This is a genomic window from Fictibacillus sp. 18YEL24, assembly GCF_015903855.1.
In the GTDB taxonomy this organism is placed as follows: Bacteria; Bacillota; Bacilli; order Bacillales; family Fictibacillaceae; genus Fictibacillus; species Fictibacillus phosphorivorans_C.
This window is the reverse complement of the sequence record NZ_JACZDT010000001.1, coordinates 934,786-961,125: the sequence shown is the minus strand read 5'-3', so window position 1 is coordinate 961,125 and position 26,340 is coordinate 934,786. Positions and strand designations below refer to the sequence as shown.

General features: G+C 39.6%; 28 protein-coding genes. All 28 read left to right on the top strand.

The annotated features are described in order from the left end of the window. The first annotated feature begins 5 nt into the window (after nt 1–5). The 28 genes from hrcA to rpoD all read left to right on the top strand — a co-directional run bounded on the left by hrcA (nt 6) and on the right by rpoD (nt 26,181). Entirely contained in the window at nt 6–1,031 is a 1,026-nt protein-coding gene (hrcA, locus tag HU823_RS05085; protein ID WP_144698970.1) for a heat-inducible transcriptional repressor HrcA, read from the top strand. Nucleotides 1,032–1,056: 25 nt separating this feature from the next. Further along, entirely contained in the window at nt 1,057–1,629 is a 573-nt protein-coding gene (grpE, locus tag HU823_RS05080; protein ID WP_144698973.1) for a nucleotide exchange factor GrpE, read from the top strand. Between the two features lie 34 nt (nt 1,630–1,663). Beyond that, complete coding sequence (dnaK, locus tag HU823_RS05075) at nt 1,664–3,496, top strand: molecular chaperone DnaK (RefSeq protein ID WP_144698975.1); 1,833 nt, start codon at nt 1,664–1,666, stop codon at nt 3,494–3,496. Nucleotides 3,497–3,669: 173 nt separating this feature from the next. Beyond that, nucleotides 3,670–4,782, top strand: a complete 1,113-nt coding sequence (gene dnaJ, locus HU823_RS05070) for a molecular chaperone DnaJ (protein ID WP_144698977.1) — start codon at nt 3,670–3,672, stop codon at nt 4,780–4,782. A 289-nt stretch (nt 4,783–5,071) separates the two neighbouring features. Next, nucleotides 5,072–6,013, top strand: a complete 942-nt coding sequence (gene prmA, locus HU823_RS05065) for a 50S ribosomal protein L11 methyltransferase (RefSeq protein WP_144703366.1) — start codon at nt 5,072–5,074, stop codon at nt 6,011–6,013. Between the two features lie 17 nt (nt 6,014–6,030). Further along, nucleotides 6,031–6,783: a 16S rRNA (uracil(1498)-N(3))-methyltransferase gene (locus HU823_RS05060; RefSeq protein ID WP_144698979.1), complete on the top strand. Its 753-nt coding sequence runs from the start codon at nt 6,031–6,033 to the stop codon at nt 6,781–6,783. Nucleotides 6,784–6,788: 5 nt separating this feature from the next. Next, entirely contained in the window at nt 6,789–8,141 is a 1,353-nt protein-coding gene (gene mtaB / locus HU823_RS05055) for a tRNA (N(6)-L-threonylcarbamoyladenosine(37)-C(2))-methylthiotransferase MtaB (RefSeq protein WP_197221312.1), read from the top strand. 160 nt (nt 8,142–8,301) lie between these two features. Continuing rightward, nucleotides 8,302–8,976 (top strand): deoxyribose-phosphate aldolase, encoded by a 675-nt coding sequence (gene deoC / locus HU823_RS05050; protein ID WP_144698983.1) that lies wholly within the window; start codon nt 8,302–8,304, stop codon nt 8,974–8,976. Between the two features lie 147 nt (nt 8,977–9,123). Continuing rightward, nucleotides 9,124–9,297: a 30S ribosomal protein S21 gene (gene rpsU / locus HU823_RS05045; protein WP_066237650.1), complete on the top strand. Its 174-nt coding sequence runs from the start codon at nt 9,124–9,126 to the stop codon at nt 9,295–9,297. A gap of 20 nt (nt 9,298–9,317) precedes the next feature. Beyond that, nucleotides 9,318–9,761: a GatB/YqeY domain-containing protein gene (locus HU823_RS05040; RefSeq protein ID WP_137788838.1), complete on the top strand. Its 444-nt coding sequence runs from the start codon at nt 9,318–9,320 to the stop codon at nt 9,759–9,761. A 101-nt stretch (nt 9,762–9,862) separates the two neighbouring features. After that, nucleotides 9,863–11,191, top strand: coding sequence for an NfeD family protein (locus tag HU823_RS05035; RefSeq protein WP_260858502.1), 1,329 nt, complete (start codon nt 9,863–9,865; stop codon nt 11,189–11,191). 22 nt (nt 11,192–11,213) lie between these two features. Continuing rightward, nucleotides 11,214–12,221, top strand: coding sequence for a flotillin-like protein FloA (gene floA / locus HU823_RS05030; protein WP_066396287.1), 1,008 nt, complete (start codon nt 11,214–11,216; stop codon nt 12,219–12,221). Nucleotides 12,222–12,223: 2 nt separating this feature from the next. Beyond that, complete coding sequence (locus HU823_RS05025; protein ID WP_197221311.1) at nt 12,224–12,658, top strand: hypothetical protein; 435 nt, start codon at nt 12,224–12,226, stop codon at nt 12,656–12,658. A gap of 72 nt (nt 12,659–12,730) precedes the next feature. Continuing rightward, nucleotides 12,731–13,012, top strand: coding sequence for a sporulation protein YqfC (yqfC, locus tag HU823_RS05020; protein ID WP_197221310.1), 282 nt, complete (start codon nt 12,731–12,733; stop codon nt 13,010–13,012). A gap of 27 nt (nt 13,013–13,039) precedes the next feature. Then, nucleotides 13,040–14,230 (top strand): sporulation protein YqfD, encoded by a 1,191-nt coding sequence (gene yqfD / locus HU823_RS05015; RefSeq protein WP_197221309.1) that lies wholly within the window; start codon nt 13,040–13,042, stop codon nt 14,228–14,230. 5 nt (nt 14,231–14,235) lie between these two features. Next, nucleotides 14,236–15,198 carry a PhoH family protein gene (locus HU823_RS05010; protein WP_144698989.1) on the top strand — a complete coding sequence of 321 codons (963 nt, stop codon included), beginning with the start codon at nt 14,236–14,238 and terminating at the stop codon, nt 15,196–15,198. Nucleotides 15,199–15,391: 193 nt separating this feature from the next. Beyond that, entirely contained in the window at nt 15,392–17,512 is a 2,121-nt protein-coding gene (locus tag HU823_RS05005) for an HD family phosphohydrolase (RefSeq protein WP_144698991.1), read from the top strand. After that, entirely contained in the window at nt 17,509–17,976 is a 468-nt protein-coding gene (gene ybeY, locus HU823_RS05000) for an rRNA maturation RNase YbeY (protein WP_144698993.1), read from the top strand. Before HU823_RS05005 ends, ybeY begins: the two co-directional genes overlap by 4 nt. Then, complete coding sequence (locus tag HU823_RS04995) at nt 17,973–18,338, top strand: diacylglycerol kinase family protein (protein WP_144698995.1); 366 nt, start codon at nt 17,973–17,975, stop codon at nt 18,336–18,338. Before ybeY ends, HU823_RS04995 begins: the two co-directional genes overlap by 4 nt. Nucleotides 18,339–18,366: 28 nt before the next feature. Further along, nucleotides 18,367–18,765, top strand: coding sequence for a cytidine deaminase (locus HU823_RS04990; protein WP_137788846.1), 399 nt, complete (start codon nt 18,367–18,369; stop codon nt 18,763–18,765). Next, nucleotides 18,758–19,666, top strand: a complete 909-nt coding sequence (gene era, locus HU823_RS04985) for a GTPase Era (protein WP_197221308.1) — start codon at nt 18,758–18,760, stop codon at nt 19,664–19,666. The genes HU823_RS04990 and era overlap by 8 nt, the downstream gene beginning before the upstream one ends. Before the next feature lie 301 nt (nt 19,667–19,967). Further along, entirely contained in the window at nt 19,968–20,111 is a 144-nt protein-coding gene (locus HU823_RS04980; RefSeq protein WP_144698999.1) for a YqzL family protein, read from the top strand. Between the two features lie 47 nt (nt 20,112–20,158). Next, on the top strand, nt 20,159–20,902 hold the full coding sequence (gene recO / locus HU823_RS04975; protein WP_197221307.1) for a DNA repair protein RecO: 744 nt from the start codon (nt 20,159–20,161) through the stop codon (nt 20,900–20,902). Between the two features lie 67 nt (nt 20,903–20,969). After that, on the top strand, nt 20,970–21,653 hold the full coding sequence (locus HU823_RS04970) for a helix-turn-helix transcriptional regulator (RefSeq protein WP_231607259.1): 684 nt from the start codon (nt 20,970–20,972) through the stop codon (nt 21,651–21,653). An 18-nt stretch (nt 21,654–21,671) separates the two neighbouring features. Continuing rightward, on the top strand, nt 21,672–22,487 hold the full coding sequence (locus tag HU823_RS04965) for a pyruvate, water dikinase regulatory protein (RefSeq protein ID WP_137788849.1): 816 nt from the start codon (nt 21,672–21,674) through the stop codon (nt 22,485–22,487). A 185-nt stretch (nt 22,488–22,672) separates the two neighbouring features. Beyond that, nucleotides 22,673–23,140: a YaiI/YqxD family protein gene (locus HU823_RS04960; protein ID WP_197221306.1), complete on the top strand. Its 468-nt coding sequence runs from the start codon at nt 22,673–22,675 to the stop codon at nt 23,138–23,140. A 59-nt stretch (nt 23,141–23,199) separates the two neighbouring features. Then, entirely contained in the window at nt 23,200–25,008 is a 1,809-nt protein-coding gene (dnaG, locus tag HU823_RS04955) for a DNA primase (protein ID WP_197221305.1), read from the top strand. Between the two features lie 42 nt (nt 25,009–25,050). Beyond that, entirely contained in the window at nt 25,051–26,181 is a 1,131-nt protein-coding gene (gene rpoD / locus HU823_RS04950) for an RNA polymerase sigma factor RpoD (RefSeq protein ID WP_066396256.1), read from the top strand. Nucleotides 26,182–26,340 lie beyond the last annotated feature (159 nt).

Below are 26,340 nucleotides of genomic sequence, written 5' to 3'. Positions count from 1 at the left end.
ATGGTATGTTAACGGAACGACAACTCTTTATTCTTCGTGTTTTAATAGATGACTATATTAAGCATGTTGAGCCCGTAGGTTCCCGTACGATCTCTAAACGAGAGGACATTACCTACAGTCCAGCAACGATTCGAAACGAACTTGCGGACTTGGAGGATCTTGGATTTCTAGAGAAAACCCATACATCATCTGGTAGAATACCATCTGAAAAAGGATATCGATTTTACGTGGACCACCTGCTTCCTTCTCTTTCTATGAAAGAAAGAGAGATCGGTCATTCAGAACTTCTATTTACAGAAAAGGTCCAGGAAGCAGAGGCATTATTTGATCAATCAGCTAAGATTCTATCAGATTTGACAAACTACACATCTGTTGTGTTAGGACCTAACGCATTAGATATGAAGTTAAAGCACATGCAGATTATTCCGATCTCTTCCCAAGTTGCCGTTGCGATCTTTGTGACGAACACGGGGCATGTTGAGAACAGACAGATCGTGCTGCCTGATACGATTGAACCTTCAGAACTAGAAAAGCTTGTGAATATTCTAAACGAAAGACTTGCAGGTGTTCGATTGATAGAATTGAACACACGTATACAAAAAGAACTTTCGGCGGTGTTTAAAAAGCACCTTAAAGATTATCAGAACATGGGTGTTTTTTTAGATCAGCTTCTTCTATGGAGCAAGAAGGAAAAGCTTTTTTATGGCGGGAAGACAAATATGCTTTCTCAGCCGGAATTTAGAGATTTAGATAAAGTTAGACCGCTTCTAGATTTTTTAGAAACGCGTGATTTAATGGAAAAGCTCGTGTCATCTACAGAAAAAGGGCTTACTATAAGGATCGGAACGGAAAATGAGCATGAAGCGATGAAAAACTGTAGTGTGATCAATGCCTCTTACACGATGCATGGTAAACATATAGGTACGATCTCATTAATCGGTCCAACCAGAATGGAATATCAAAAGGTCATCTCTTTACTAGATTCATTATCAAAGGAAATGACGAACCGATTAAACGATTTTTCAAATTAGTGGATTACTTTAGGGAGGTGAAAGCATGAACAAAGAGGACATCACTCAAGATCAATCACAAACTGATGTGAATGAAGAAGTAACAGAAACTGAAGAAGTAGTTGTTGAAGAAGTCGAATCTACTACAGAAGAACCTCTAACTGAAGAGCAGCAACTTATTTCAGAGCTAGAAACAAAGCTTGAGGAAGCCAGCCAAAAGAATCTTCGCCTTCAAGCGGACTATGATAATTTCCGCCGTAGAACGAGAGAAGAACAGGCAGCTAGCCTTAAATATAAATCTCAAAGTCTTCTTGAACAGTTATTACCTGCACTCGATAACTTTGAGCGTGCTTTGAAGACAGAAGCTACAAACGAGCAGACCAAAACCCTTATTCAAGGAATGGAAATGGTTTATCGTCAACTAGCAGATGCACTGAAACAAGAAGGGCTGACAGAAATTCCGTCAGTCGGTCAAACATTTGACCCCAACCTGCATCAAGCAGTTATGCAAGTGGAGGATTCTGAAGCGGAGTCTAATACAGTAATTGAAGAACTGCAAAAAGGTTATATGTTAAAAGATCGAGTTATTCGACCAGCAATGGTTAAAGTAAACGCGTAGATAAAACTACATATGAATGATGGAGGGAAAAAACATGAGTAAAATCATCGGTATTGACTTAGGTACAACAAACTCTTGTGTAGCTGTTATGGAAGGTGGAGAAGCGGTAGTTATTCCAAACCCGGAAGGTAACCGTACGACACCATCTGTTGTAGCGTTCAAAGATGGAGACCGTTCTGTTGGAGAGGTAGCAAAGCGCCAAGCTGTAACGAACCCGAACACGATTATGTCGATCAAACGTTACATCGGAACAGATCACAAAGAAACAGTTGAAGGTAAAGACTATACGCCGCAAGAGATTTCTGCGATCATCTTGCAAAAATTAAAATCTCATGCAGAAGACTATCTTGGAGAAAAAGTTGAAAGAGCGGTAATTACAGTTCCGGCTTATTTCAATGATGCACAGCGTCAAGCTACGAAAGATGCTGGACAGATTGCTGGACTTCAAGTTGAGCGTATTGTGAACGAGCCAACAGCAGCAGCATTGGCTTACGGCCTTGAAAAGGATGAAGACCAAACAATCCTAGTATTTGACCTTGGTGGCGGTACGTTTGACGTATCTATCCTTGAACTAGGTGATGGGTTCTTCGAAGTAAAAGCAACATCTGGTGATAACAAGCTTGGTGGAGATGACTTTGACCAAGTAATCATCGACTATCTAGTAAGCGAATTTAAGAAAGAGAACGGTATCGACCTATCTCAAGATAAGATGGCACTACAACGTCTAAAAGATGCTGCAGAGAAAGCGAAGAAAGATCTTTCAGGTGTAACAACTACACAGATTTCATTACCGTTTATCACTGCTGATGCTTCTGGACCTAAGCACTTAGAGTTAAACTTATCCCGTGCGAAATTCGAAGACCTTTCTTCAGACTTAGTTGAGCGTACGATGGGACCTACTCGTCAAGCTCTTAATGATGCTGGAATGTCACCTTCTGACCTTGATAAAGTTATTCTTGTTGGTGGATCGACTCGTATCCCAGCTGTACAAGAAGCAATCAAGAAATTTACAGGTAAAGAGCCGCATAAAGGAGTAAACCCTGACGAAGTTGTTGCACTTGGTGCTGCAATTCAAGGTGGAGTACTTGCTGGAGATGTGAAAGATGTTGTTCTTCTTGATGTAACACCACTTTCATTAGGTATTGAAACGATGGGCGGCGTGTTTACTCGATTGATCGATCGTAACACGACGATTCCAACTTCAAAATCTCAAACGTTCTCAACGGCTGCTGATAACCAAACATCTGTTGATATCCATGTTCTTCAAGGAGAGCGTGAAATGGCAGCGCACAATAAAACACTTGGAAGATTCCAATTATCTGAGATCCCACCAGCACCACGTGGAGTGCCTCAAATCGAAGTTAGCTTTGACATCGATGCGAACGGTATCGTAAACGTACGTGCAAAAGATCTAGGAACGAACAAAGAGCAATCCATCACGATTAAATCTTCTACAGGACTTTCTGATGAAGAGATCGATCGCATGGTAAAAGATGCTGAAGAAAATGCAGAAGCAGATAAAAAGAAACGTGAAGAGATCGACACTAGAAACGAAGCGGATCAGCTTGTGTTCACAGTGGATAAGACGTTGAAAGACCTTGAAGGTAAAGTAGACGAAGCTGAAGTGAAAAAAGCTGAAGAAGCTAAAGAGAGCTTGAAAAAGGCTCTTGAAGGTGACGATATCGAAGCGATCAAGAAAGAAAAAGAAGCTTTGAGCGAAATCGTTCAACAACTTTCTGTAAAACTTTATGAGCAAGCAGCTCAACAAGCTCAAGCTCAACAAGGCGATGCAGAAGGACAATCAACAAAGAACGATGACAACATCGTTGACGCTGATTATGAAGAAGTAAACGACGACAAAAAGTAACACTTAGCAGATAAAAGTCAAAGTCAGGTCATCTTGACTTTGACTTTTTTTCTGAGTTGACTTTTGAGTTGATTTGGCTTAAGACCGTAACAAAACCTTTGCAGTTTTCGTCTTGAGTCAGGTGGTATTCAATGGTAAGATAACTTTTATGTGAGAAATCGGGAGTGTCCTATATGAGTAAACGAGATTATTACGAAGTACTTGGATTAGATAAAAATGCCTCAAACGATGAGGTGAAAAAAGCATACCGTAAACTTGCCAGAAAGTATCACCCAGATGTTAATAAAGAGGCAGATGCGGAAAATAAATTTAAAGAAGTAAAAGATGCATATGAAACATTGAGTGACCCTCAAAAGAAAGCTCATTATGATCAATTTGGCCATACAGATCCTAACCAAGGTTTCGGTGGCGGCGGAGCGGGCTTTGATGGCTTTGGCGATATTTTTGATATGTTCTTTGGTGGAGGCGGAGGACGTAGAAACCCAAACGGTCCTCGTCAAGGAAACGATCTTCAGTATGGACTTAGACTATCTTTTGAAGAGGCGGTTTTCGGTAAAGAAACCGAGATACAGATCCCTACAGAAGAATCATGTGAAACATGTCATGGTTCCGGTGCTAAACCAGGAACAAAGCCTGAAACGTGTTCACATTGTAACGGAAGCGGTCAGCTCAACGTTGAACAGAACACACCGTTTGGCCGTATTGTAAATCGTCGAGTATGTAACCACTGTAGTGGAAAAGGTAAAATCGTAAAAGAAAAATGTAAGACGTGTCATGGAAATGGGAAAGTGCGCAAGAACAAGAAAATTTCTGTTAAAGTGCCAGCTGGTGTAGATAACGGTCAGCAAATCCGTATGTCTGGACACGGCGAAGCAGGTGTGAACGGTGGCCCTGCAGGTGATCTTTATGTGGTGTTCCAAGTAGCGGATCACGAGTTCTTTGAGCGTGATGGAGATGATATCCTTTGTGAGATGCCGTTAACGTTCTCGCAAGCAGCGCTTGGTGATGAGATTGAAGTTCCAACATTGTACGGTAAAGTTAAGCTGAAGATTCCAGCAGGTACTCAGACAGGAACTCATTTCCGTTTAAGAGGAAAAGGTGTTAAGAATGTTCATGGAAGAGGTCAAGGTGACCAGCATATCCAAATCAAAGTTATAACACCGAAAAACCTTACAGAAAAACAAAAACAGCTTCTTCGCGACTTCTCAGAAATCAGCGGAAGCATGCCAGACGAACAACAAGATGGATTCTTCGACAAAGTAAAACGAGCATTTAAAGGCGAGTAAAATAAGTTGTTCCTACATGCATTAAATAAGCTTTCATAATTCTCTTTCTAAAGCCTGTTGTTTTGTATGTATTAACATCTTTAGCAGGTTGATTGTAACGGAAGGTGGCGAGACTCCTGCGGGACTGGCGGTCAGGTGAGACCTTTAACGGCGCAAAGCGGCAAAGGGCTCACCGCCTGCCCCGCGGAAAGCGAGCCACATGGAGTGGAAATCAACCACTCACAAGAGCAACAAAGTAATAACCTATAAATATGTTCTAAAAGCCAAACTAACAAACGGAGTTGATATGATGAAATGGTCAGAGATTAGCATCCACACTACTCAGGAAGCTGTTGAACCAGTATCAAATATTTTACATGAGGCGGGAGCTAGCGGAGTTGTGATTGAGGATGTAGATGACCTCTCTAAAGAGCGTCAATCCGTATTTGGCGAAATCTATCAGCTTAACCCTTCTGATTATCCTTCTGAAGGGGTAATTTTAAAAGCTTACTTACCCGTTAACAGTTTTTTAGGTGAAACGGTTGAAGAGATCAAACAAGCGATCACAAATCTTGTGAAATACGATATTGATATCGGAGCAAACACGATTTCCATCTCAGAAGTAAATGAGGAAGAATGGGCAACTGCTTGGAAAAAGTATTATAAACCGGTAAAGATCTCAAAGCGGATCACGATCACTCCTACATGGGAAGATTATAAACCTGTACATTCTGATGAACTTATTATTGAGCTTGATCCAGGTATGGCTTTTGGTACAGGAACACACCCAACAACAGTCATGAGTTTGCAAGCTATTGAAAAATATATAGCTGAAGGGGATTCTGTCATTGATGTAGGAACAGGCTCTGGTGTATTGAGCATTGCATCAGCTATGTTAGGTGCCAATAAAGTTGAGGCGTATGACCTGGATGAAGTTGCAGTGAATTCTGCACGACTTAATGTAAAGCTGAACAAAGTGAACCAAAAAGTGCATGTTGATCAGAATGATCTTTTAAAGGGGATTGAAGGTCCAGTTGATCTTGTAGTAGGGAATCTCTTAGCAGAAATTATACTCTTGTTTGTTGAAGATACAGCTAAAGTATTGAAGCCAGGTGGTTATTTTATTACGTCTGGGATCATCCAAGGCAAAAAGCGCGATGTAAAAGCTAAATTGGAAGAGCATGGATTTACGATCGTAGAAGTATTAGAAATGGAAGATTGGGTTGCGATCGTTGCTCAAAATAAGAAATAGGATAGGACGTGCATTTCATGCAAAGGTACTTTGTTTCATCAGAAAACTGGAAAGATGCCTCTGTTACGATTACAGGGGATGATGCCAAGCACATCTTAAAGGTGATGAGGATGCAAGTAGGAGACAATTTCATCTGCTGTGATAACAAAGGTCGTACATCTTTGTGTGAGATCATAGAGGTTGACGGTAATGAAGTAGAGACGAAGATTGTGAATGATATCGAAACAGTAGTTGAGCTTCCTGTCTCTGTTACCATTGCTCAAGGATTGCCAAAAGGGGATAAGTTAGAGTATATCATTCAAAAAGGCACTGAACTCGGGGCTTTCTCCTTTTTTCCATTTGCGGCTGACCGTTCTGTAGTAAAATGGGATGACAAAAAAGCGGTGAAGAAAAAAGAAAGACTTGAGAAAATTGCAAAAGAAGCAGCAGAGCAATCACATAGAAACCGGGTTCCAGACATTTTGAATCCTGGTTCTTTTTCTGATTTGCTAAAAATGGCAGAACAGTATAAGATAAAAATCGTTGCGTTTGAAGAAGAAGCTAAACAGAACGAAATTTCTAATTTTGCTTCTGCTTTACGCACAGCTGAAATAGGAGACTCAATTCTATGTGTGATCGGTCCAGAAGGCGGCATCAGTGAGAAAGAAGCAGCCTCTCTTAATGATCATGGATTTTTATTGTGTGGACTGGGTCCAAGAATCTTAAGGACTGAAACAGCACCATTGTACTTGTTATCAGCTATTTCTTATCATTTTGAACTAAAGGGGTGATCTATATGCCATCCGTTGCATTTCATACATTAGGTTGTAAAGTGAATCATTACGAGACTGAAGCAATCTGGCAGCTTTTCCAAGCTGAAGGATATGAACGTACAGATTTTGATAGTACAGCTGACGTCTATGTAATCAATACATGTACCGTAACGAATACGGGAGATAAAAAGAGCAGACAAGTTATTCGAAGAGCTATCCGGAAAAATCCGGACGCTGTTATCTGTGTAACAGGTTGTTATGCTCAAACATCGCCAGCAGAGATTATGGCGATTCCTGGAGTAGACGTTGTTGTAGGTACACAAGACCGTTCTAAGATGCTGACTTACATTCAACAATATAAAGAAGAACGTATGCCTATTAATGGTGTGTCGAACATCATGAAAGCACGTGTATATGAGGAATTAGATGTTCCTGCATTTACCGATCGAACACGAGCATCGCTTAAGATACAAGAAGGGTGCAACAATTTTTGCACGTTCTGTATTATTCCTTGGGCAAGAGGCCTTCTTCGCTCTCGTAAACCTGAAGATGTACTTTCTCAAGCTCAACAGCTTGTAGACTCTGGTTACAAAGAGATCGTTCTAACGGGCATTCATACTGCTGGGTACGGAGAAGATATGAAAGACTACTCTTTTGCGAAGTTGTTAGATGATCTTGATAAGAACATCTCTGGTTTAAAACGAATCCGTATCTCATCCATTGAGGCTAGTCAGATCTCAGATGAAGTGATTGAAGTTATGGGTAGATCAGACAAAGTAGTTCCTCATCTGCACATACCCCTACAATCAGGATCTAATACCGTGCTTCAACGAATGAGACGAAAATATTCAATGGAAATGTTCGGTGAAAGATTGGATCGACTAAAAGAAGCACTTCCAGGACTTGCGATTACATCTGATGTAATTGTTGGTTTTCCAGGTGAGACTGAGGAAGAGTTCATGGAGACGTATCGTTTCATAGAGAAACATAAATTTATGGAACTTCATGTGTTCCCTTACTCCAAACGGACTGGTACACCAGCTGCTAAGATGGAGGATCAAGTTCCAGAGGATATTAAAAACGAACGCGTCCATAAGCTTATAGCTCTATCTGATCAACTAGCCAAAGAATACGCATCCGACTATGAAGATACAGTTGTGGAAGTCATTCCTGAAGAGGCGTTTAAAGAAGATCCTACGAACAAACTATATGTAGGGTATACACCGAACTATCTTAAAGTTTTGTTTGAAGGAAACGACGAGATGATAGGTAAATTGGTTAAAGTGAAAATTACTGAAGCTGGGTATCCTTATAATAAAGGTGTATTTGTAAAACAAGAAATGGAAGAAATCCTAAAGCAAGCTGTTTCAAGCTAACATCCTGGAGTTCTAACCAGGATGTTTTTTATTGATAACTGAGGACTTAGCGATTTATTGCACCTCACCGTAAATATTTTTAAGATGCTCGATTTATGTCGAAAAATTTGTTATGATACAAACGGTGTTTAATTTTTTTATTTAGAAAGGGTTTGTTGAAATGAGCAATTTAAACGTTGCAAGAATGATCGATCACACAGCATTAAAAGCTGAAACTTCAAAGAAAGAAATCTTAACTCTTTGTGAGGAAGCTAAAAAATATAATTTCTTTTCTGTATGTGTTAATCCAACTTGGGTTTATACTGCATTCGAACAACTAAAGGATTCAGATGTAGCAGTTTGTACGGTAATTGGTTTCCCGTTAGGTGCAAACACTCCGGAAGTAAAAGCGTTCGAAACGAAGAATGCAATTGAAAACGGTGCAACTGAGGTAGATATGGTAATCAACATCGGTGCACTAAAAGATGGAAACTACGAGCTAGTAGAACAAGATGTTCGTGCAGTTGTTGAAGCAGCTAAAGGCAAAGCTTTAACAAAAGCGATCATTGAAACTTCTCTTCTTACAAACGAAGAAAAAGTTAAAGCTTGTGAGATCGCTGTTAAAGCAGGTATCGATTTCGTTAAAACTTCAACAGGATTCTCTACTGGTGGAGCAACTGTAGAAGATATTAAATTAATGCGTGAAACAGTTGGTCCAAACATCGGTGTCAAAGCATCTGGTGCAGTACGTGACCGTGAGACTGCTTTAGCTATGATCGAAGCAGGTGCTACACGTATTGGAGCAAGTGCTGGAATCGCGATTGTTGAAGGCGGAACATCTACTTCAGATTATTAATTTTTATTTTTAAGTCATTTACCTTATCTCCTAAGACCAACTTGTTTAAATTAAGTTGACCGTACTGCAAGGATATATTATAATGGCAAAAGATATGTGACGCATCTTTACTTTATGTAAGGGTGGTCTGGAGGGAGGGAAATACAAATGGCAGAAACACGTATTCGCAAGAATGAATCCATTGATGATGCTCTTCGTCGTTTTAAAAGATCCGTTTCCAAAGATGGAACATTGGCTGAAGTTAAAAAGCGCAAGCATTATGAAAAGCCAAGCGTAAAGCGTAAGAAGAAGGCTGAGGCAGCAAGAAAGCGTAAGTTCTAAGCGGGGTGTAAGTTAGTAATATGAGTCTTCTTAATGATTTAAACCAAGATATGAAACAAGCGATGAAGGACAAGAACAAGCAGAAACTTTCTGTAATTCGCATGCTTAAGGCATCACTTCAAAATGAAGCCATCAAGCAGGGACGTGAATTAAACGAGGAAGAAGAGCTTACCGTTCTTGTACGCGAAATGAAACAAAGAAAAGACTCCCTCCAAGAATTCGAAAAAGCTGGCCGCGATGATTTAGTCGCTGGACTTCAAGATGAAATCGCTGTTCTTACACCATATTTACCAAAACAGCTGACTGAAGAAGAACTTCAAGAAATTGTTGCTCAAACGATTTCTGAGATAGGTGCTGCTTCTAAAGCTGATATGGGTAAAGTTATGGGGGCTCTTATGCCTAAAGTTAAAGGGAAAGCCGATGGCGGACTCGTTAACCGTATTGTTCAGCAACAATTATCATAATTGAAATGACAAACGCTCTGTATTTATACAGAGCGTTTTCTTATTTTTTGAAACTTTTTTCCACAAATTAACGTAAAATAAAGTGGAGGGGGTGTTAGTTTGTGAAAAGGGTTCGATTGTTCATCTATATGCTTTGTCTGATTTGGGGTATTTATGGTGTGCTTTCAACTTCACTCGTCTTTTCAGCAGGTAAAGGTAAGACAGTTACGTTCATACCTGTAGAACATGAAGTTGAAAGAGGCCTTGAAGCATTCTTAGATCGAAGTATTCATAAGGCAGAGAAAGATGGAACGGATCATATCGTTCTAGAGATCTATACTCCTGGTGGCCGAGTAGATGCTGCACTACATATCGCAAAAGTCATGAGAGAAACAGAAATTCCAATCACAGCGTATGTGGTGAAAAACGCTTTCTCAGCAGGAGCGTATATCGCTTTAAATGCAGACGAGATTGTTATGAAACCATCTACAACGATTGGATCTGCCGCAGTGATCGACAGTCAAGGAAATACCGCTGGACAAAAAGCTGAGTCTGCATGGAAAGCAGAAATGCTAGCAGCAGCAGAGTTGAATGAAAGAACTCCCATATATGCTGAGGCGATGGTAGACCCAGACGTTGAGATTCCTGAACTCGGTTTAGAAAAAGGTGAGTTGCTTACGCTAACAGCCAGTGAGGCATTGAAAGTGGGCTACGCAGAAAAAATTGCAGAAGATCGTCAAGAACTGCTAGCACATCTGAACATGGAAGATGCAAAAATTTTAGAGTCAAATCCAACTTTCGCCGATAAGATCGCGCGTTTTGTAACTAACCCTGTTGTAGTCCCTATTCTCTTATCATTAGGAAGCTTAGGTCTTGTATTAGAGCTTTATACACCTGGCTTTGGAATTGCAGGGTCTATCGGAGCTTTATCATTACTGCTGTTTTTTTACGGTCATATGATAGCCGGTCTAGCCGGATGGGAAGCAATCATTTTATTTGGTGTTGGTCTTATCTTGCTGATTCTAGAGTTGTTTCTGCCTGGTGGTATAATCGGTATACTGGGGGTGTTGGCAGTGTTAACAGGATTGATCATGGCGGGTGGTTCTTTAACAGGAATTTTGATCGCCATAGCAATTGCCATTGTTGTTACGATTATCGGATCGTATTTCTTCTTACGATCATTTGGTTATAACGGTTCATTAAAGAAACTCGTCCTATTTGATTCCACGAGCTCTGAAAAGGGTTATCTATCTCATAATGAGCGGAAAGATCTAACAGGCAGGATCGGCGTCACTGCTACAACACTGCGACCTTCTGGAAGTTTAAAACTTGATGATGAGTTCATAGATGTAGTGACAGAAGGATCGTATATTGAAAAAGGAACCCCTGTAAAGATTATTAAAGCCTCAGGTGGACGTGTTGTAGTGAGAGAAATAGAAAATAATGAATAGAAAAAGAATGGAGAGTGTGTAGATGTTAGAATTCGGATCGATCGCCAGCATTGTAGTCATCGGATTGATTGTAATCGCTCTAGCTGTGTTATTTACGTTTGTACCGGTTATGTTATGGATTTCTGCATTAGCAGCAGGGGTAAGAGTGGGAATCTTTACATTAGTTGGGATGAGGTTAAGAAGAGTTATCCCGAACCGTGTAATTAATCCGCTAATTAAAGCTGTAAAAGCGGGACTTGATTTAAGTACGAACCAGCTCGAAAGTCACTATCTAGCTGGGGGGAATGTTGACAGAGTAGTAAATGCGTTGATTGCAGCACATCGTGCAAATATTGAACTAAGCTTTGAACGTGCAGCAGCGATTGATCTTGCGGGACGTGATGTACTCGAAGCTGTTCAGATGAGTGTTAACCCTAAAGTGATAGAAACACCTTTTATTGCCGGTGTAGCATTAGACGGGATTGAAGTAAAAGCAAAAGCAAGAATTACTGTACGTGCAAATATAGATCGTCTAGTAGGTGGAGCAGGTGAAGAAACGATAATCGCCCGTGTTGGGGAAGGAATCGTTAGTACGATTGGTTCTTCGGCAACACATAAGAAAGTGCTTGAGAATCCAGATTTAATCTCACAGACGGTATTATCAAAAGGGCTAGATGCTGGTACGGCGTTTGAGATTCTGTCCATCGATATTGCAGACATTGATATTGGGAAGAATATTGGTGCAGAACTTCAAACAGATCAAGCGATGGCCGACAAGAATATCGCTCAGGCAAAAGCAGAAGAAAGACGTGCGATGGCTGTTGCAAAAGAACAAGAAATGAAAGCAAGAGTCCAAGAGATGAGAGCGAAAGTTGTAGAAGCGGAAGCAGAAGTGCCGATGGCATTAGCAGAAGCTCTTCGTTCTGGAAACATGGGTTTTATGGATTATATGAACATGAAGAACATTATGGCAGACACTACGATGCGTGAATCGATCAGTAAATCATCAAACCCTGATAAAGAGAATGATGATAAAGGACGGAAGTTGTAAGTATGAACATTATAGAAGCGATTATTGAACTCCTACTAGCTAATATCGCTTTTGTTATTCTAATTGCAGGCGGCATATATAGTGTCTTTAAACGCCAAAAAGAAATGAAAGAAACGAAACGCTCTGAGCCAAATCGACGTAAAGCAGAAGCACCAAGACCAACAGTTTCACCTTTTGGTTTGCCTGCTGAACCCCGAGTTAAAGAAGTTAAAGAAGCGATTGATATCCAAAAGGAAAAAATCAATCATAAAGTATACGAACAACCTTCATATACACGTGAAGTGAATAAGGCGCGAACAGAAAAAGTCTCTAACCGATATCAAGATAAAGAAGATCAAATTATGAACGATTTTAAGATAGATCAAAAAGAATTACAAAAAGCGATCATATGGTCAGAGATCCTTTCTAAACCTAAAGCGCTGCAAAAGCGGTCTTAACATGAGGTAACTTGTAATAAGAGTGATAGTTTCCCCCCTTCTCTCATAAAAATGGAGAGAGGGGGTTTTTTTATGGGCAAATTGCGGCAGCAAGTAAACAGATGGATGATGCAGAACCTTGAGCTACCAGCAGATGTAGTGATGGATTTACCCCGGATCACGATGATTGGACAACTGCACATCTATATTGAGAACCATAGAGGAGTTAAGGCTTTCTCGAATGAACAGCTCACACTCAAACTAAAACAAGGTGTGCTTCATATAAAAGGAAGTGAGTTTGTTATTAAAACGATCTTGCCTGAAGAAATCTTGTTAGAAGGTACGATATCTTCAGTCGACTTTGAAAACGAATAATTATCTCAGGTAACAGGGAGGGACAAGATGAAAACCAAATGGAACCATTTGAAAGGGTATGTAAGGGTAGAAATTATTGGACAAGATTCTAGTTCGTTTATCAATACGTGCATTCAATCTGGTATTAGCCTATGGGATATCCAGCCTCTTGACGACAACCGTGCACTCGTCTCTATATCTGTTTCAGATATACAAAGAGCGAGAAGTATATTAAAAGAAAATAAGTTGAAGATCAGGATTAAAGAGAAGAAGGGGACACCGTTTCTTCTCAAGAGAATGTGGAAGAGAAACGGTTTTATCCTCGGGATGCTGTCGTTTATTTGTCTTTTATTTTTATTATCTAACATGATTTGGAATATTAATGTTACGGGGGCAAATCCTAAGACGGAATACGAGTTAAGAAAAGCCGCTGTAGAACTTGGAGTAACTAAAGGGAAATTCATCTTCTTGCTGCCGAATGTTAGAGAGATACAGCGTGATCTTACAGAGAAGATGGATAACGTTACATGGATCGGTGTAACTCAGCATGGTACTTCATACCGATTTGAGGTCGTTGAAAAAGAGATTCCAGAAGCGAAGCAGGTTACAGGACCGAGACATCTTGTGGCTACTAAAGAAGCTGTTATTCACTCTGTATTCGTCGAAAAAGGACAACCTATTGTAGGAGTTAACGACTATGTTAAAAAAGGATCGCTGCTAGTCTCAGGACTGATCGGAAAAGAAAAAAAGCCTCAGCTAGTAAGTGCGAAAGGTGAAATTTGGGGAGAAGTTTGGTACCAAACTGAAGTTGAGGTCCCGTTAAACACTTCTTTTCAAACATATACCGGTAAATCTAAAAATAGGCATTATGTTTCACTTTTTGGTTTAAATGTTCCTGTCTATGGATTTTCAGAAGGAGAATTTAAGGATAAAACGGAAACACTAAATGAATCACCTCTTTATCTAGCTAAATGGAAAATGCCGTTTTCTTATATAAAGAAAGAGATCAGAGAAACGGATGGAGTGAAACGTTCTTATAGTAAAGCTGAGGCAATAGAAGTAGGAAAAAAGATGGCAAAGAAAGAACTTTCAAAAAAATTGCCCCATGATGCAAAAATTAATGGTGAAAAAGTTTGGCAACAAAACGTCTCGAATGGTAAAGTTAAACTAACGATGCTCTACCAAGTAATTGAAAATATTGCATCTGCACAACCTATACCTATCCAACAAGGAGAATGAGTAGTTTGTCAGAAACGAAAAGACTTAATTCATTACAACTCGAAAATACGACAGAAGCAGCTTCACTCTTTGGGCCTAACGATGCCTTCTTAAAGGTGATTGAAGACAAGCTTAACGTAAGTATAGTCACCAGAGGAGAAGACATTTTAGTATCAGGTGAACTGAACAAAGCAGAAATGGTTGAAGAAACTTTGTTTGTCTTGTTGAAATTGGTACGAAAGGGTATCAAGATCTCAGAAAGAGACATTGTTTATGCTGTTCAGCTTGCAGAAAAAAATATGCTTGATGAATTAAGTGAACTTTATGAAGAAGATATTGCTGTTACTGCAAAAGGAAAACCTATTCGTGTAAAAACCCTCGGTCAGCGTCATTATGTTCAGTCCATGAGAAAGCGCGATCTTGTTTTTGGTATCGGTCCTGCTGGTACAGGGAAAACCTATCTTGCGGTAGTTATGGCAGTCAACGCATTAAAAGAAGGTAAGATGAAAAAGATCGTGCTGACCCGTCCTGCGGTTGAAGCAGGTGAGAGTTTAGGATTTCTTCCAGGTGATCTGAAAGAAAAAGTAGATCCTTATCTGCGTCCCCTCTATGATGCTCTTCATGACCTTCTCGGAGCGGAACATACCGAGAGGCTAATCGAGCGTGGCACGATTGAAATCGCTCCACTGGCGTACATGAGAGGCCGTACGCTTGATGAAAGCTTTGTCATTTTAGATGAGGCTCAAAACACTACACCAGAACAGATGAAGATGTTTATAACGCGTCTTGGTTTTGGATCGAAGATGGTCATAACAGGTGATCTTACACAAATAGATCTTCCTCGTGGAAAAGAATCGGGATTAAAAGTTACTGAAAAAAGGCTTGAAAGCGTTAAAGGCATCGATTTTATATACTTAAAACAACTTGATGTGGTTCGTCATCCACTTGTTCAGCGAATTATTGAAGCATATGAAACATACGAAGATTAAGGACTCCAAGCATTTTGGAGTCTTTTTTTGTCTTAAAGGATGTTCTCTTGTCCTATTTTGTATGTATGGCGGGATTTAGTGGCAAATTGAATAAATAAGCAATTAATTAAGCTATTCTTTTTGAGAAGTACCATAATTGACCAACTTTTGCTAAGATTAGAATAAGATGTACAAGTTTAAGGAGTGGTAGCGTTTGGCCAATTTCAGGCATCTTTTGTCTAATTACTTTCGTTTGAGTGTAGCAACAGTATCCTTTATCGTTATGGGAATCATTTTGTTTTCCTTGTTAGTCAGCAACGTAACTCCTAATGTAGTGGATGTGAATGTTTATGAGCGTTCACCACGGGACATACAATCACCAATCACGATCCCGTTAGAAGATCAGACAGAAGCCAGGAAGAAGCTCGCTGAAGAGAGTATTAAGAATGAGTATACGTTTAATAAAGACCTCGCCTTAGTACAGGCAGAAGCCTTAAAAGATTTATTAGATATCGTAATAACGATTACCGAATCTGAAGAGAAGAAGAAAAAGGAAGATGAGGCTACCCTTACTTTAGAACAAAAAGTTATTCAATTAAAAGACTCGATCAATAAGTCGGATATTTCTGATGAAACATATATCGCACTTGCTGAAGCAAGTAAAGCAGAATTAAATAATGTGAAAAATTTAGCTCCTGATGTAGTAAATAAAGTCTTATCTGAGCCCGTAATGGTTGAAGAAGTGGAAGAAGCGAGAAGTGAAGCTATTCAGCTGATACGTGATAACAACCTCCCCTATTCTCTTCGAAATGCAACAGAGGAGATCACAAGAAGCTTTATCATCGCCAACAGAACGTTGGATACAGAGAAAACACGTCAAAAACGTAAAGAAGCGAGCGACAAAGTAGAAGAAGTTGTGATCAGGGAAGGAGAAGTCCTCGTGAAAAGCGGGGCAGTTATTACGCCTGAGATCTTTGATAGACTCAAAAAAGTCGGACTATTAGATCAGGAAATGAAAACGTATCCGTATTACGGATTATTCCTTTTTGTGCTGATCGTTATGGCGGGTTTATATTATTTTATGAAAGAAGAGCGTGAGAAAGAGCATTTTCGAAAATATGTAACCATCTATGCTTTATTATTTACTTTGACACTCGTAGTGATGAAAGTGTTGAGTGTTAGTACAGAACTTGGTCTTATGAGTCTCATGTATGCTGTCCCTGTTGCGGCAGGTGCGATGATGATCAAGATGTTGTTCAATGAAGAGCTTGCAGTTGTATCCACAATTATCTTTGCCTTTAGTGCAGCACTGATCTTTAATGAACAAACAGCTGGAAACTTTAACTTTATCATGAGTATGTATGTCTTGTTTAACGGTATGTCAGGAATCGTGTTTTTAGGAAAAACTCAACAGCGATCTAAAATCTTGCAAGCTGGATTTTTCGTATCTTTTATAGCCATCCTAACAGTAGCGAGTGTGCTATTGCTGCAAAACGGAAAATTCACATCTCTGCAGATTGGATTAGACCTTGGCTGTGCAGCCATTTCAGGTTTTATTTCAGCTGTTTTAACACTAGGGCTTCTGCCGGTCATAGAATCGTCGTTTAACATCTTATCTGTGACAAAGTTAATAGAGCTCTCGAATCCTAACCACCCAATTTTAAGAAAAGTACTCATGGAAGCGCCAGGGACGTATCATCATAGCATCATGGTCGCCAACCTTTCAGAAGCAGCATGCGAGTCTATAGGGGCTAATGGTTTACTAGCTAGGGTAGGATCTTATTACCACGATGTAGGAAAAACGAAAAGACCGCATTTTTTTATTGAAAATCAGATGAATATGGACAATCCGCATGATAAGATAGCACCACAGCTAAGTAAGACCATCATCACAGCGCACCCATATGACGGAGCGGACATGCTCCGTGCAGAAAAGATTCCGAAAGAGATTATTGATATTGCTGAACAGCATCACGGAACGACTCTGTTAAAATTTTTCTATCATAAAGCAGCTCAACTTACTGATAAGGAAGTAGCAGAGTCGGACTTTAGATATCCTGGCCCGAAAGCTCAAACGAAAGAAGTTGCGATCATCGGGATCTCTGATGCTGTAGAAGCAGCCGTTCGATCGCTTTCGAAACCAACACCAGTTAAAATCGACGGGATCATTCGCAAAATTATTAACGACAGGCTAGAAGATGGGCAGTTCGATGAATGTGATATCACGCTAAAAGAATTAGATATAGTTGCAAAAACACTTACAGAAACGTTAAAAGGAATTTTTCATTCCAGAATTGAGTATCCAGAAGAAACAAAAAAGGTGGAGAAACAATGATGCTACATGTTGAATATTTAAACGAGATCGATGAAAACAGTACTGATTTTCAAGAGTTATTAAGCAATGTTCTTGAGAAAGCAGCAGAGATGGAGAAAACAGGTCAAGCGGAAGTATCAATCACTATCGTATCAAAAGAACGAATTCAGGAGATCAACAAGGAATACAGACAAAAAGATAGTGTAACAGATGTTATTTCCTTTGCTATGGAAGAAATGGGTGAAGATGAGACAGAGATCATCGGAGGAGAAGAGACAAGGTTCTTAGGCGATATCATCATCTGTCTAGATGTTGCGAAAGAGCAAGCGGAAGAGTACGGACATTCATTAGAGAGAGAAATGGGCTTTCTTGCGGTTCACGGCTTCTTGCATTTATTAGGCTATGACCATATGAACGATGAAGATGAAAAAAGAATGTTTGGAAGACAAGAAGAAATTTTGGAGCAATATGGTCTGAAAAGATGATCCATTGGAAAAAGTTATTTTCAAGTTTTGTTTTTGCATTTACAGGAATTATCTCAACGTTTAAATCAGAACAAAATTTTAAGATCCATACTTTTATAAGTGTAATCGTGATTATTTTCGCGGTTGCACTTGATTTTTCTAAAGAAAGATTCGTCCTTTTATTTATTGTAATCGGAATCGTTCTATCACTCGAACTTGTAAACACGGCGATTGAGAGTGCGATCGATCTTATAACAGAGAAGAAACATCCACTCGCGAAGAAGGCGAAAGATGCCGCTGCAGGTGCAGTTTTGGTTTTTTCAATGTTTGCTGTTATAATCGGTATACTGCTATTTATTGAACCGCTGATAAATAGTATGTAGCTATTTTTGTTAAGAAGGTGAAAGAGTAATGAATAAAGAACAATTGATGGAACAAGCGAAAATCGCACGTGAAAAGGCTTACGTACCATACTCTAAGTTTCAAGTAGGTGCAGCTCTTCTAACGGCTGATGGTAAAGTATATAACGGAGCGAATATTGAGAACGCTGCGTATAGCTTAACGTGTTGTGCTGAACGTACGGCATTATTTAAAGCGTATACAGAAGGTGACACAAAGTTCAGTGCAATCGCTGTTGTAGCAGATACAAAGCGTCCTGTACCTCCTTGTGGGGCATGCCGACAAGTTATCTCTGAATTATGTCCGCCAGAGATGCCAGTTTATCTAACAAACCTTAAAGGTGATGTACAAGAGATCTTAGTAAAAGATTTATTACCTGGTGCTTTTTCGCCGGAGGATCTAAATGACTAAAGAAGGCTATAAATCAGGTTTTGTAACGATTATCGGCAGACCTAACGTAGGTAAATCCACTCTTTTAAACAAAGTGATCGGACAAAAAATCGCCATAATGAGTGACAAGCCTCAAACAACAAGAAATAAGATACAAGCGGTTTATACAACAGATGAGTCTCAAGTTATCTTTATTGATACACCTGGTATTCATAAACCGAAGCACAAGCTAGGCGATTTTATGACTAGAACTGCACAGCAGACGTTAAACGAAGTCGATCTTATCCTATTCGTTATTAATGCAGAAGAAGGATATGGACGAGGTGATCAGTTCATTATAGACAGACTTCAAAACGTGAAAAATCCTGTCTTTTTAGTCGTAAACAAAATCGATAAAGTACATCCTGATCAATTGTTGCCGTTGATCGATATGTATAGAAATAAGTTAGACGTTGCTGAAGTCGTGCCAATTTCCGCTCTTAATGGAAATAATGTGGATACACTTCTTGAACAGATCGTTTCCTACATGGAAGAAGGGCCGCAATTCTACCCTGAAGACCAAGTAACCGATCATCCAGAGCGATTTATAACGGCAGAATTGATCCGCGAGAAAGTTCTACATCTTACTCGTGAAGAAATTCCTCATTCCGTAGCCGTAATCATTGAAGAGATGAAAGAACGGGAAGAAAAGAACGTCGTTTTTGTTAACGCAACGATCATCGTAGAACGTTCGTCTCAAAAAGGAATCATCATCGGTAAACAAGGAAAGATGCTAAAAGAAGTCGGAAAAAGAGCAAGAGCAGACATTGAAACTCTCTTAGGATCGCGTGTCTTTTTAGAATTGTACGTAAAAGTACAAAACGACTGGAGAAACCGCCAAAAGCAGCTAACCGAGTTCGGTTTTAATGAGGATGAGTATTAAACAGCAGTTACTTTAAATGGGTTTGTAGTTCGTCTTTGAATAGTTGTTTGGAGTGAAAGGTGCAAGACTCCTGGGGGATGAGTGTGACAGGTGAGACACCTTAGGGCGCAAAGCGTCAAGGTGGCTCACCGCACGCCCCCCGGAAAGCGAGTACCTGAAACGGAAAACAACCACTTACAAGAATGACCCACTGCGAAAACTCAAAAGTATAAAACTGTTAAAATTTCCTTGACATGAAATAAACAATTAAGGTGAACCTAGTTATTACAGGAGAAAAACAAATAGAAAGGTGTGTCCAAACATGAAAGAATTTACTTGGAAAGTATTCTGTGAGACGGGCAGTATTGATACCTATTTGTTATACAAAGAGCTAGACCATGAAATAACAGCACTATCAGCAGTTATTCCTTATGATGAGTCTCTTGAGGAACCTCCATTTCATTAATAAGTAACTACGGTGCCTTCTTAGATTTGAGAGGGTGGTGATTTACCTTGCTTTATAAAGTTGAAGGAATCGTCATTAAAACCGTTCCGTATGGTGAATCCAATACGATCATCACTTTGTATACAAAAGAATTTGGGAAAGTCGGCGTAATGGCAAGAGGAGCCAAAAAGCCCAAAAGCCGCTTTACTTCCATTACGCAACTTTTTACATACGGAATTTTTGTTTTTCAAAAAGGCCGAGGACTCGGAACTTTACAGCAAGGCGAAGCGCTTTCTTCTTTTAGAAAAATAAGAGAAGATCTCGTGAAAACCGCTTATGCCGCTTATCTAGTAGAACTATTAGACAGAAACACTTCTGAGGATGATCTTAAACCGGATCTTTTCGGATGGATCAAACAATCCTTAGAATATATCAATCATGGGATAGATCCCGAGGTCATAACCTTTCTATTCGAACTAAAAATAATGAAAACATCCGGAATCGTACCTGAGTTGAGTAAATGTGTTTCATGTCACTCAACAGAAGGCGATTTTTCTTTCTCGATTAGAGAAGGTGGTTTCCTTTGTGAGAGGTGTTCATACAAAGATCCTTATAGAATGCGGATCTCACGGGGCGCAGTAAAACTGCTTCATATGTTCTATCACCTTGATCTTGCACGACTTGGAAACGTTTCTTTAAAAAAAGAAACTAAAAGAGAGCTTCGAATGTTGTTTGACGCCTACATGGACGAATATTCAGGAGTGTTTTTAAAATCAAAGAAGTTTCTGAAACAATTAGATGATTTATCGTGAAAAACTGTGAAGCTTTTATTCTTTACAGTTTTTTTAGTTCGCTTTCTCACATGAATAGGTTATAATAATGAGAATAAGTATAACACATTGGATGCGGCAAAAGGTGGTGTACACGATCGAACTTAATAAGAGGCAGCAAAAAATCATTGAAATTGTTAAAGATAATGGGCCTATTACAGGTGAACAAATCGCAGATCAACTTGATCTTACAAGAGCTACACTCAGACCCGATCTTGCCATTCTAACGATGGCAGGTTATTTAGATGCTAGACCAAGAGTTGGTTATTTTTATACAGGGAAGACAGGGTCGCAGCTTCTAACGGAAAAAATAAAAAAGATTAAAGTTGCGGAATTCACATCGATGCCTGTTGTCGTTCAAGATTCAGCGACGGTATACGAAGCTATATGTACGATGTTCTTGGAGGATGTTGGTACTTTATTTATCATTAATAAGAACGGACATCTTGCTGGCGTAGCTTCACGAAAAGATTTATTAAGAGCAAGCATGGGGAAACAAGAGATCAACAGTATCCCAATTAACATTATTATGACAAGAATGCCTAATATCACATATTGTTTTAAAGAGGATTATCTCTTAGATATCGCACACATCTTGATCAGAAAACAGATTGATTGTCTTCCAGTCGTAAAACGCTCAGATGATGAGAGTGGTTTCGATGTAGTCGGTAGGATTACGAAGACGAATATCACAAAGGCATTTGTGGAATTAGCACATGATGAATTACTATAATTGAATGGGGAGGCCAACATGACAGGACGTCCTATCGTATATGTCGTTTCCGATTCAGTCGGAGAAACGGCAGAGTTGGTTGTTAAAGCGGCGGCGAGCCAATTTAATTCAAATGGAATAGAGATTAAGAGAGTTCCATATGTGGAAGATAAAGAGACGATTGATGAAGTCATCTCATTAGCGAAGGATCACAACGGGATTATCGCATTTACTCTTGTCGTGCCTGAAATAAGCGAGTACGTTGCTAAGCAGGCTGCGTTGCACAACATACCTACAGTGGACATTATGGGTCCAATTATGAATCAGCTGCAATCTCGGCTAAATCAAGTTCCAAGATATGAACCCGGAGTCGTGCATAAGCTTGATGATGATTACTTTCGAAAAGTTGAAGCTATTGAGTTTGCCGTGAAATATGACGATGGCAGAGATCCTAGAGGAATATTAAAAGCGGATGTTGTACTAATCGGTGTATCAAGAACTTCAAAAACACCACTTTCACAATACTTAGCACATAAACGTTTAAAGGTTGCGAATGTACCTATTGTTCCGGAAGTAGAACCGCCCGAAGAATTGTTTAAAGTTTCACCTAATAAATGCTTCGGTCTTAAGATAACCCCTGAGAAATTAAACGATATTCGTAGAGAACGTTTAAAGGCGCTTGGTTTAAATTCTGAAGCGAACTACGCAAACATGGAGAGAATCAAGCACGAGCTCGTCTACTTTAACAAAATCGTTGATCAGATCGGATGCAGAGTGGTTGAAGTCTCAAATAAAGCTGTCGAAGAATCAGCTAACGTGATCTACAATTTGTTTCAAGGAAAGTCATATAAATAAAGCGCAAATGATTGCGCTTTTTTATTTTCATCATTTTACTGGTAAAAAGGAGAGAGTTTTATTATAATATTACATTGTGATTAAATTTTATAAGTTTGTCCAAAATAGTGATAAATTGAGGATGCTAATTTAAGGCAAATGCTCTTATATGAAGGAGAATCACTGTAAAAGTAGAACATAAGAATATGGAAAAATTAATTGGTAATGTATTTGTAGATGCAGATGCTTGTCCTGTTGTGATAAAGGAAGAAATTTTTAAGTTCTCCAAAATGTTTGATTTTGAACCCATATTTGTTACATCATACGCTCACGCGAGTAACACGGACCAGCCTGGCCGTTGGATATTGGTCGATGCAAGTCCTGAAGAGGTTGATCTTTACATACATAATCATTCTAAAAAAAATGATCTTGTTGTGACTCAAGATCACGCCCTCGCGAGCCTTCTTCTTTCAAAAGGGGTTTACGTCATCACCCCTAGAGGGAAACAGTTTCAAGAGAATGAAATGGAACGAGTGCTTCATGAACGTTATATGTCTGCAAAAGCTAGGCGTTCAGGCAAGCATTCAAAAGGACCTGCTAAATTTAAAAAAGAGGACACAGAAAGATTCTGCACAGTTTTTTGCGAAATCCTGTCGAATGTTGAAGGAAAATAGAATTGTGCCACGAATATATATCTAGTGTCTAAAAGAAACAGAGATTCTGTGGTGGTTATATGGAACGTATACCTGAGGACTTAATAGAGAAGGTCAGGTCATCAAGCGATATTGTTGACGTGATCAGCGATTATGTTCCTCTTAAGAAACAAGGCAGAAATTATTTTGGCCTATGTCCTTTTCATGGGGAAAAATCGCCATCCTTTTCTGTCTCACCTGAAAAACAAATTTACCATTGTTTCGGTTGTGGAGCAGGAGGCAATGTTTTTTCTTTTTTGATGAACATTGAAGGATACTCTTTTATTGAAGCTGTAACGCAGCTTGGGAAAAAAAGTGACATCGAACTTCCTCAAATTCATCAGCAAAACTTCTCTGAAAAAAGCTCTGACGAGAAAAAGGCGATGACTGAGATTCATGAGTTGTTGGCTAAATTGTATCATCACTGCTTACTTCACACAAAACAGGGAAGGCCGGCGTTAGAATATTTGGAGAAGAGGGGATTCACTAGAGAATCCATAGAGCGGTACCAAATTGGTTATGCCCCAGATTCTTGGGAGACCGCATCACAATTTCTCCAAAAAAGAGGAATGGACCTACACATCGCTGAAAAAGTTGGGTTGATCGGAAAGAGACAATCTGATGGAAAACCGTATGATCGATTTAGAAATCGAGTCATGTTTCCGATTTGGGATCGTACAGGTGCAGTGGTCGCTTTTGGTGGCCGGGTTTTAGACGGGAAGGACGAGCCGAAGTACCTTAATAGTCCAGAGTCTAAGATCTTCCAAAAAGGAAGAACTCTTTATGGTTTAAACCTTGCACGTGCAGAGATGAGGCAGAAACAACATGCTGTCATTTTTGAAGGGTATGTAGATACAATTGCAGCTTTTAGAGCAGGAGTTACAAATGGTGTTGCTTCATTAGGTACTTCGTTAACGGAAGATCATGCAGCCATTTTGAAACGAAATGTTCAATCTGTCACAATCTGCTATGACTCTGACCGAGCTGGCGTGGAAGCAGCGTTTCGAGCTTCAGAAATTTTAACAAAACAAGGCTGTACCGTGAAAATTTCACAGATGCCTGATGGAATGGACCCCGATGACTATATTTCGAAATTTGGAAACGATTCGTTTTTAAAAGATATAATAGGGGCTAGCCTAACTGTGATGGCATTTAAAATACAATATTACAGACGCGGGAAAAACCTTCGAGATGAAGGAGAACGGATGATCTATATCGAAGAGATTATTCAAGAAATTGCGCGTCTGCCAAAAGCGGTTGAACGAGATCATTATCTCCGCCAGATCGCTTCTGAATTTAATCTTTCATTGGATGCTCTAAAACAACAGCAGACACAGACTACAAAGCAACTGCAAAGGTCTAAGGATAACGCCCCTAAAAAGCGGGATAATAATTTTAGAATACAAACACTTTTGCAAAAGTCATTGTTGCCGAGAAATCTGAATGCTGAACGTATTGTCCTTGCTCATATGTTAAAAAGTGAGGAAGCCGCTTTTTTAATTCAAGAAAAGTTGGATTCAGGCTTTAATGTTGAAGAGCATAATGCGATTGCTGCATACTTATATGCCTTTTATGAAGAAGGAAATAAACCCAATGTAGGGTTGTTCATGCAGCGTATCGACGATGACAAATTAAGGAAATTAGCTTCGGAATTGGCGATGCTTACAATCAGTGAAGAGCTGAATGAAATAGAGCTCGCGGATTATATTCGTATTATTTCTAGCTATCCTTTATTGCGGGAGATACAAGAAAAAGAAAAACAGCAAGAAGACGCAATAAGAAGGAATGAAATAAAACTGGCAGCCCAAATTGCCCAAGAAATTATGAGAATGAAAAGATCTCTTAAATAATCGGGATGTAGGATGGTTGAAGTTTTGGAAGGAGGGGATCGAATGGCTGAAAAACCAAACCGTCAAGGTACGGAAGGCGAATTAACCATCGATCAAGTTAAAGAACAATTAGTTGAGGCCGGTAAAAAGCGAGGACGGCTAACATATACTGAAATCACAAGTAAGCTGGCACCTTTTGAACAGGATTCTGATCAAATGGACGAGTTCTATTCATACCTTGAAGAACAAGGTGTTGAAGTTGCTGAAGCGTCTGAAGATGCAGAAGACGAAGAGGACCCTAAGTTCGAAATGGAAAAAGAGGAAGAAGAATTCGATCTTAATGACTTGAGCGTACCACCAGGTGTTAAGATCAACGATCCAGTCCGTATGTACTTAAAAGAAATCGGACGTGTAGACTTACTTTCAGCAGACGAAGAGATCGAACTAGCTAAACGTATTGAGAACGGTGATGAAGAAGCCAAACGCCGTCTTGCAGAAGCTAACTTACGACTTGTTGTAAGTATTGCCAAGCGTTATGTTGGTCGTGGAATGCTGTTCCTTGATCTTATCCAAGAAGGTAACATGGGATTGATCAAAGCTGTTGAAAAGTTCGACTATGACAAAGGATTTAAATTTAGTACGTATGCAACATGGTGGATTCGTCAAGCGATCACGCGTGCGATTGCTGACCAAGCTCGTACGATCCGTATCCCGGTGCATATGGTTGAGACGATCAACAAACTGATTCGTGTTCAACGTCAGTTACTTCAAGATCTTGGGCGTGAACCATCACCAGAAGAAATCGGTGCTGAGATGGAACTAACTCCTGAAAAAGTGCGTGAGATTCTCAAGATCGCTCAGGAGCCAGTCTCTTTAGAAACACCTATCGGTGAAGAAGACGATTCTCATCTTGGTGATTTTATTGAAGATCAGGATGCATTAGCTCCTTCAGAAGCTGCGGCTTATGAGTTATTGAAAGAGCAGCTTGAAGATGTTTTAGATACCTTAACGGATCGTGAAGAAAACGTTCTTCGTCTTCGTTTCGGACTTGACGACGGACGTACTCGTACCCTTGAAGAAGTAGGTAAAGTGTTTGGCGTAACGCGTGAACGTATCCGTCAGATCGAAGCTAAAGCACTCCGTAAACTCCGCCATCCAAGCAGAAGTAAACGATTAAAAGACTTTTTAGAGTAGAAAGTTTGCCCAATTCTGGGCAAGCTTTTTTTATTTCTTTCATTTTACTTATTATTCCACCTCAATGCAAACTCATCAAAAACTCATTATCTCATACAATTTCCTGCATAATTCTTTTTGTTGCTTGCTTATTCTTCTGTATATTAAATTAAAAATTCT

Bases quoted from the DNA above. Each gene is read 5' to 3' on its own strand.
- era (WP_197221308.1), top strand. From the start codon at position 18,758: ATGACTAAAGAAGGCTATAAATCAGGTTTTGTAACGATTATCGGCAGA.
- HU823_RS04970 (WP_231607259.1), top strand. From the start codon at position 20,970: ATGAGAATAAGTATAACACATTGGATGCGGCAAAAGGTGGTGTACACG.
- floA (WP_066396287.1), top strand. From the start codon at position 11,214: ATGTTAGAATTCGGATCGATCGCCAGCATTGTAGTCATCGGATTGATT.
- yqfD (WP_197221309.1), top strand. From the start codon at position 13,040: ATGAAAACCAAATGGAACCATTTGAAAGGGTATGTAAGGGTAGAAATT.
- deoC (WP_144698983.1), top strand. From the start codon at position 8,302: ATGAGCAATTTAAACGTTGCAAGAATGATCGATCACACAGCATTAAAA.
- HU823_RS04965 (WP_137788849.1), top strand. From the start codon at position 21,672: ATGACAGGACGTCCTATCGTATATGTCGTTTCCGATTCAGTCGGAGAA.
- HU823_RS05040 (WP_137788838.1), top strand. From the start codon at position 9,318: ATGAGTCTTCTTAATGATTTAAACCAAGATATGAAACAAGCGATGAAG.
- HU823_RS05060 (WP_144698979.1), top strand. From the start codon at position 6,031: ATGCAAAGGTACTTTGTTTCATCAGAAAACTGGAAAGATGCCTCTGTT.
- HU823_RS04980 (WP_144698999.1), top strand. From the start codon at position 19,968: ATGAAAGAATTTACTTGGAAAGTATTCTGTGAGACGGGCAGTATTGAT.
- yqfC (WP_197221310.1), top strand. From the start codon at position 12,731: ATGGGCAAATTGCGGCAGCAAGTAAACAGATGGATGATGCAGAACCTT.
- HU823_RS05025 (WP_197221311.1), top strand. From the start codon at position 12,224: ATGAACATTATAGAAGCGATTATTGAACTCCTACTAGCTAATATCGCT.
- dnaJ (WP_144698977.1), top strand. From the start codon at position 3,670: ATGAGTAAACGAGATTATTACGAAGTACTTGGATTAGATAAAAATGCC.
- grpE (WP_144698973.1), top strand. From the start codon at position 1,057: ATGAACAAAGAGGACATCACTCAAGATCAATCACAAACTGATGTGAAT.
- HU823_RS04960 (WP_197221306.1), top strand. From the start codon at position 22,673: ATGGAAAAATTAATTGGTAATGTATTTGTAGATGCAGATGCTTGTCCT.
- dnaK (WP_144698975.1), top strand. From the start codon at position 1,664: ATGAGTAAAATCATCGGTATTGACTTAGGTACAACAAACTCTTGTGTA.
- HU823_RS04995 (WP_144698995.1), top strand. From the start codon at position 17,973: ATGATCCATTGGAAAAAGTTATTTTCAAGTTTTGTTTTTGCATTTACA.
- mtaB (WP_197221312.1), top strand. From the start codon at position 6,789: ATGCCATCCGTTGCATTTCATACATTAGGTTGTAAAGTGAATCATTAC.
- dnaG (WP_197221305.1), top strand. From the start codon at position 23,200: ATGGAACGTATACCTGAGGACTTAATAGAGAAGGTCAGGTCATCAAGC.
- rpoD (WP_066396256.1), top strand. From the start codon at position 25,051: ATGGCTGAAAAACCAAACCGTCAAGGTACGGAAGGCGAATTAACCATC.
- HU823_RS04990 (WP_137788846.1), top strand. From the start codon at position 18,367: ATGAATAAAGAACAATTGATGGAACAAGCGAAAATCGCACGTGAAAAG.
- hrcA (WP_144698970.1), top strand. From the start codon at position 6: ATGTTAACGGAACGACAACTCTTTATTCTTCGTGTTTTAATAGATGAC.
- ybeY (WP_144698993.1), top strand. From the start codon at position 17,509: ATGATGCTACATGTTGAATATTTAAACGAGATCGATGAAAACAGTACT.
- rpsU (WP_066237650.1), top strand. From the start codon at position 9,124: ATGGCAGAAACACGTATTCGCAAGAATGAATCCATTGATGATGCTCTT.
- prmA (WP_144703366.1), top strand. From the start codon at position 5,072: ATGAAATGGTCAGAGATTAGCATCCACACTACTCAGGAAGCTGTTGAA.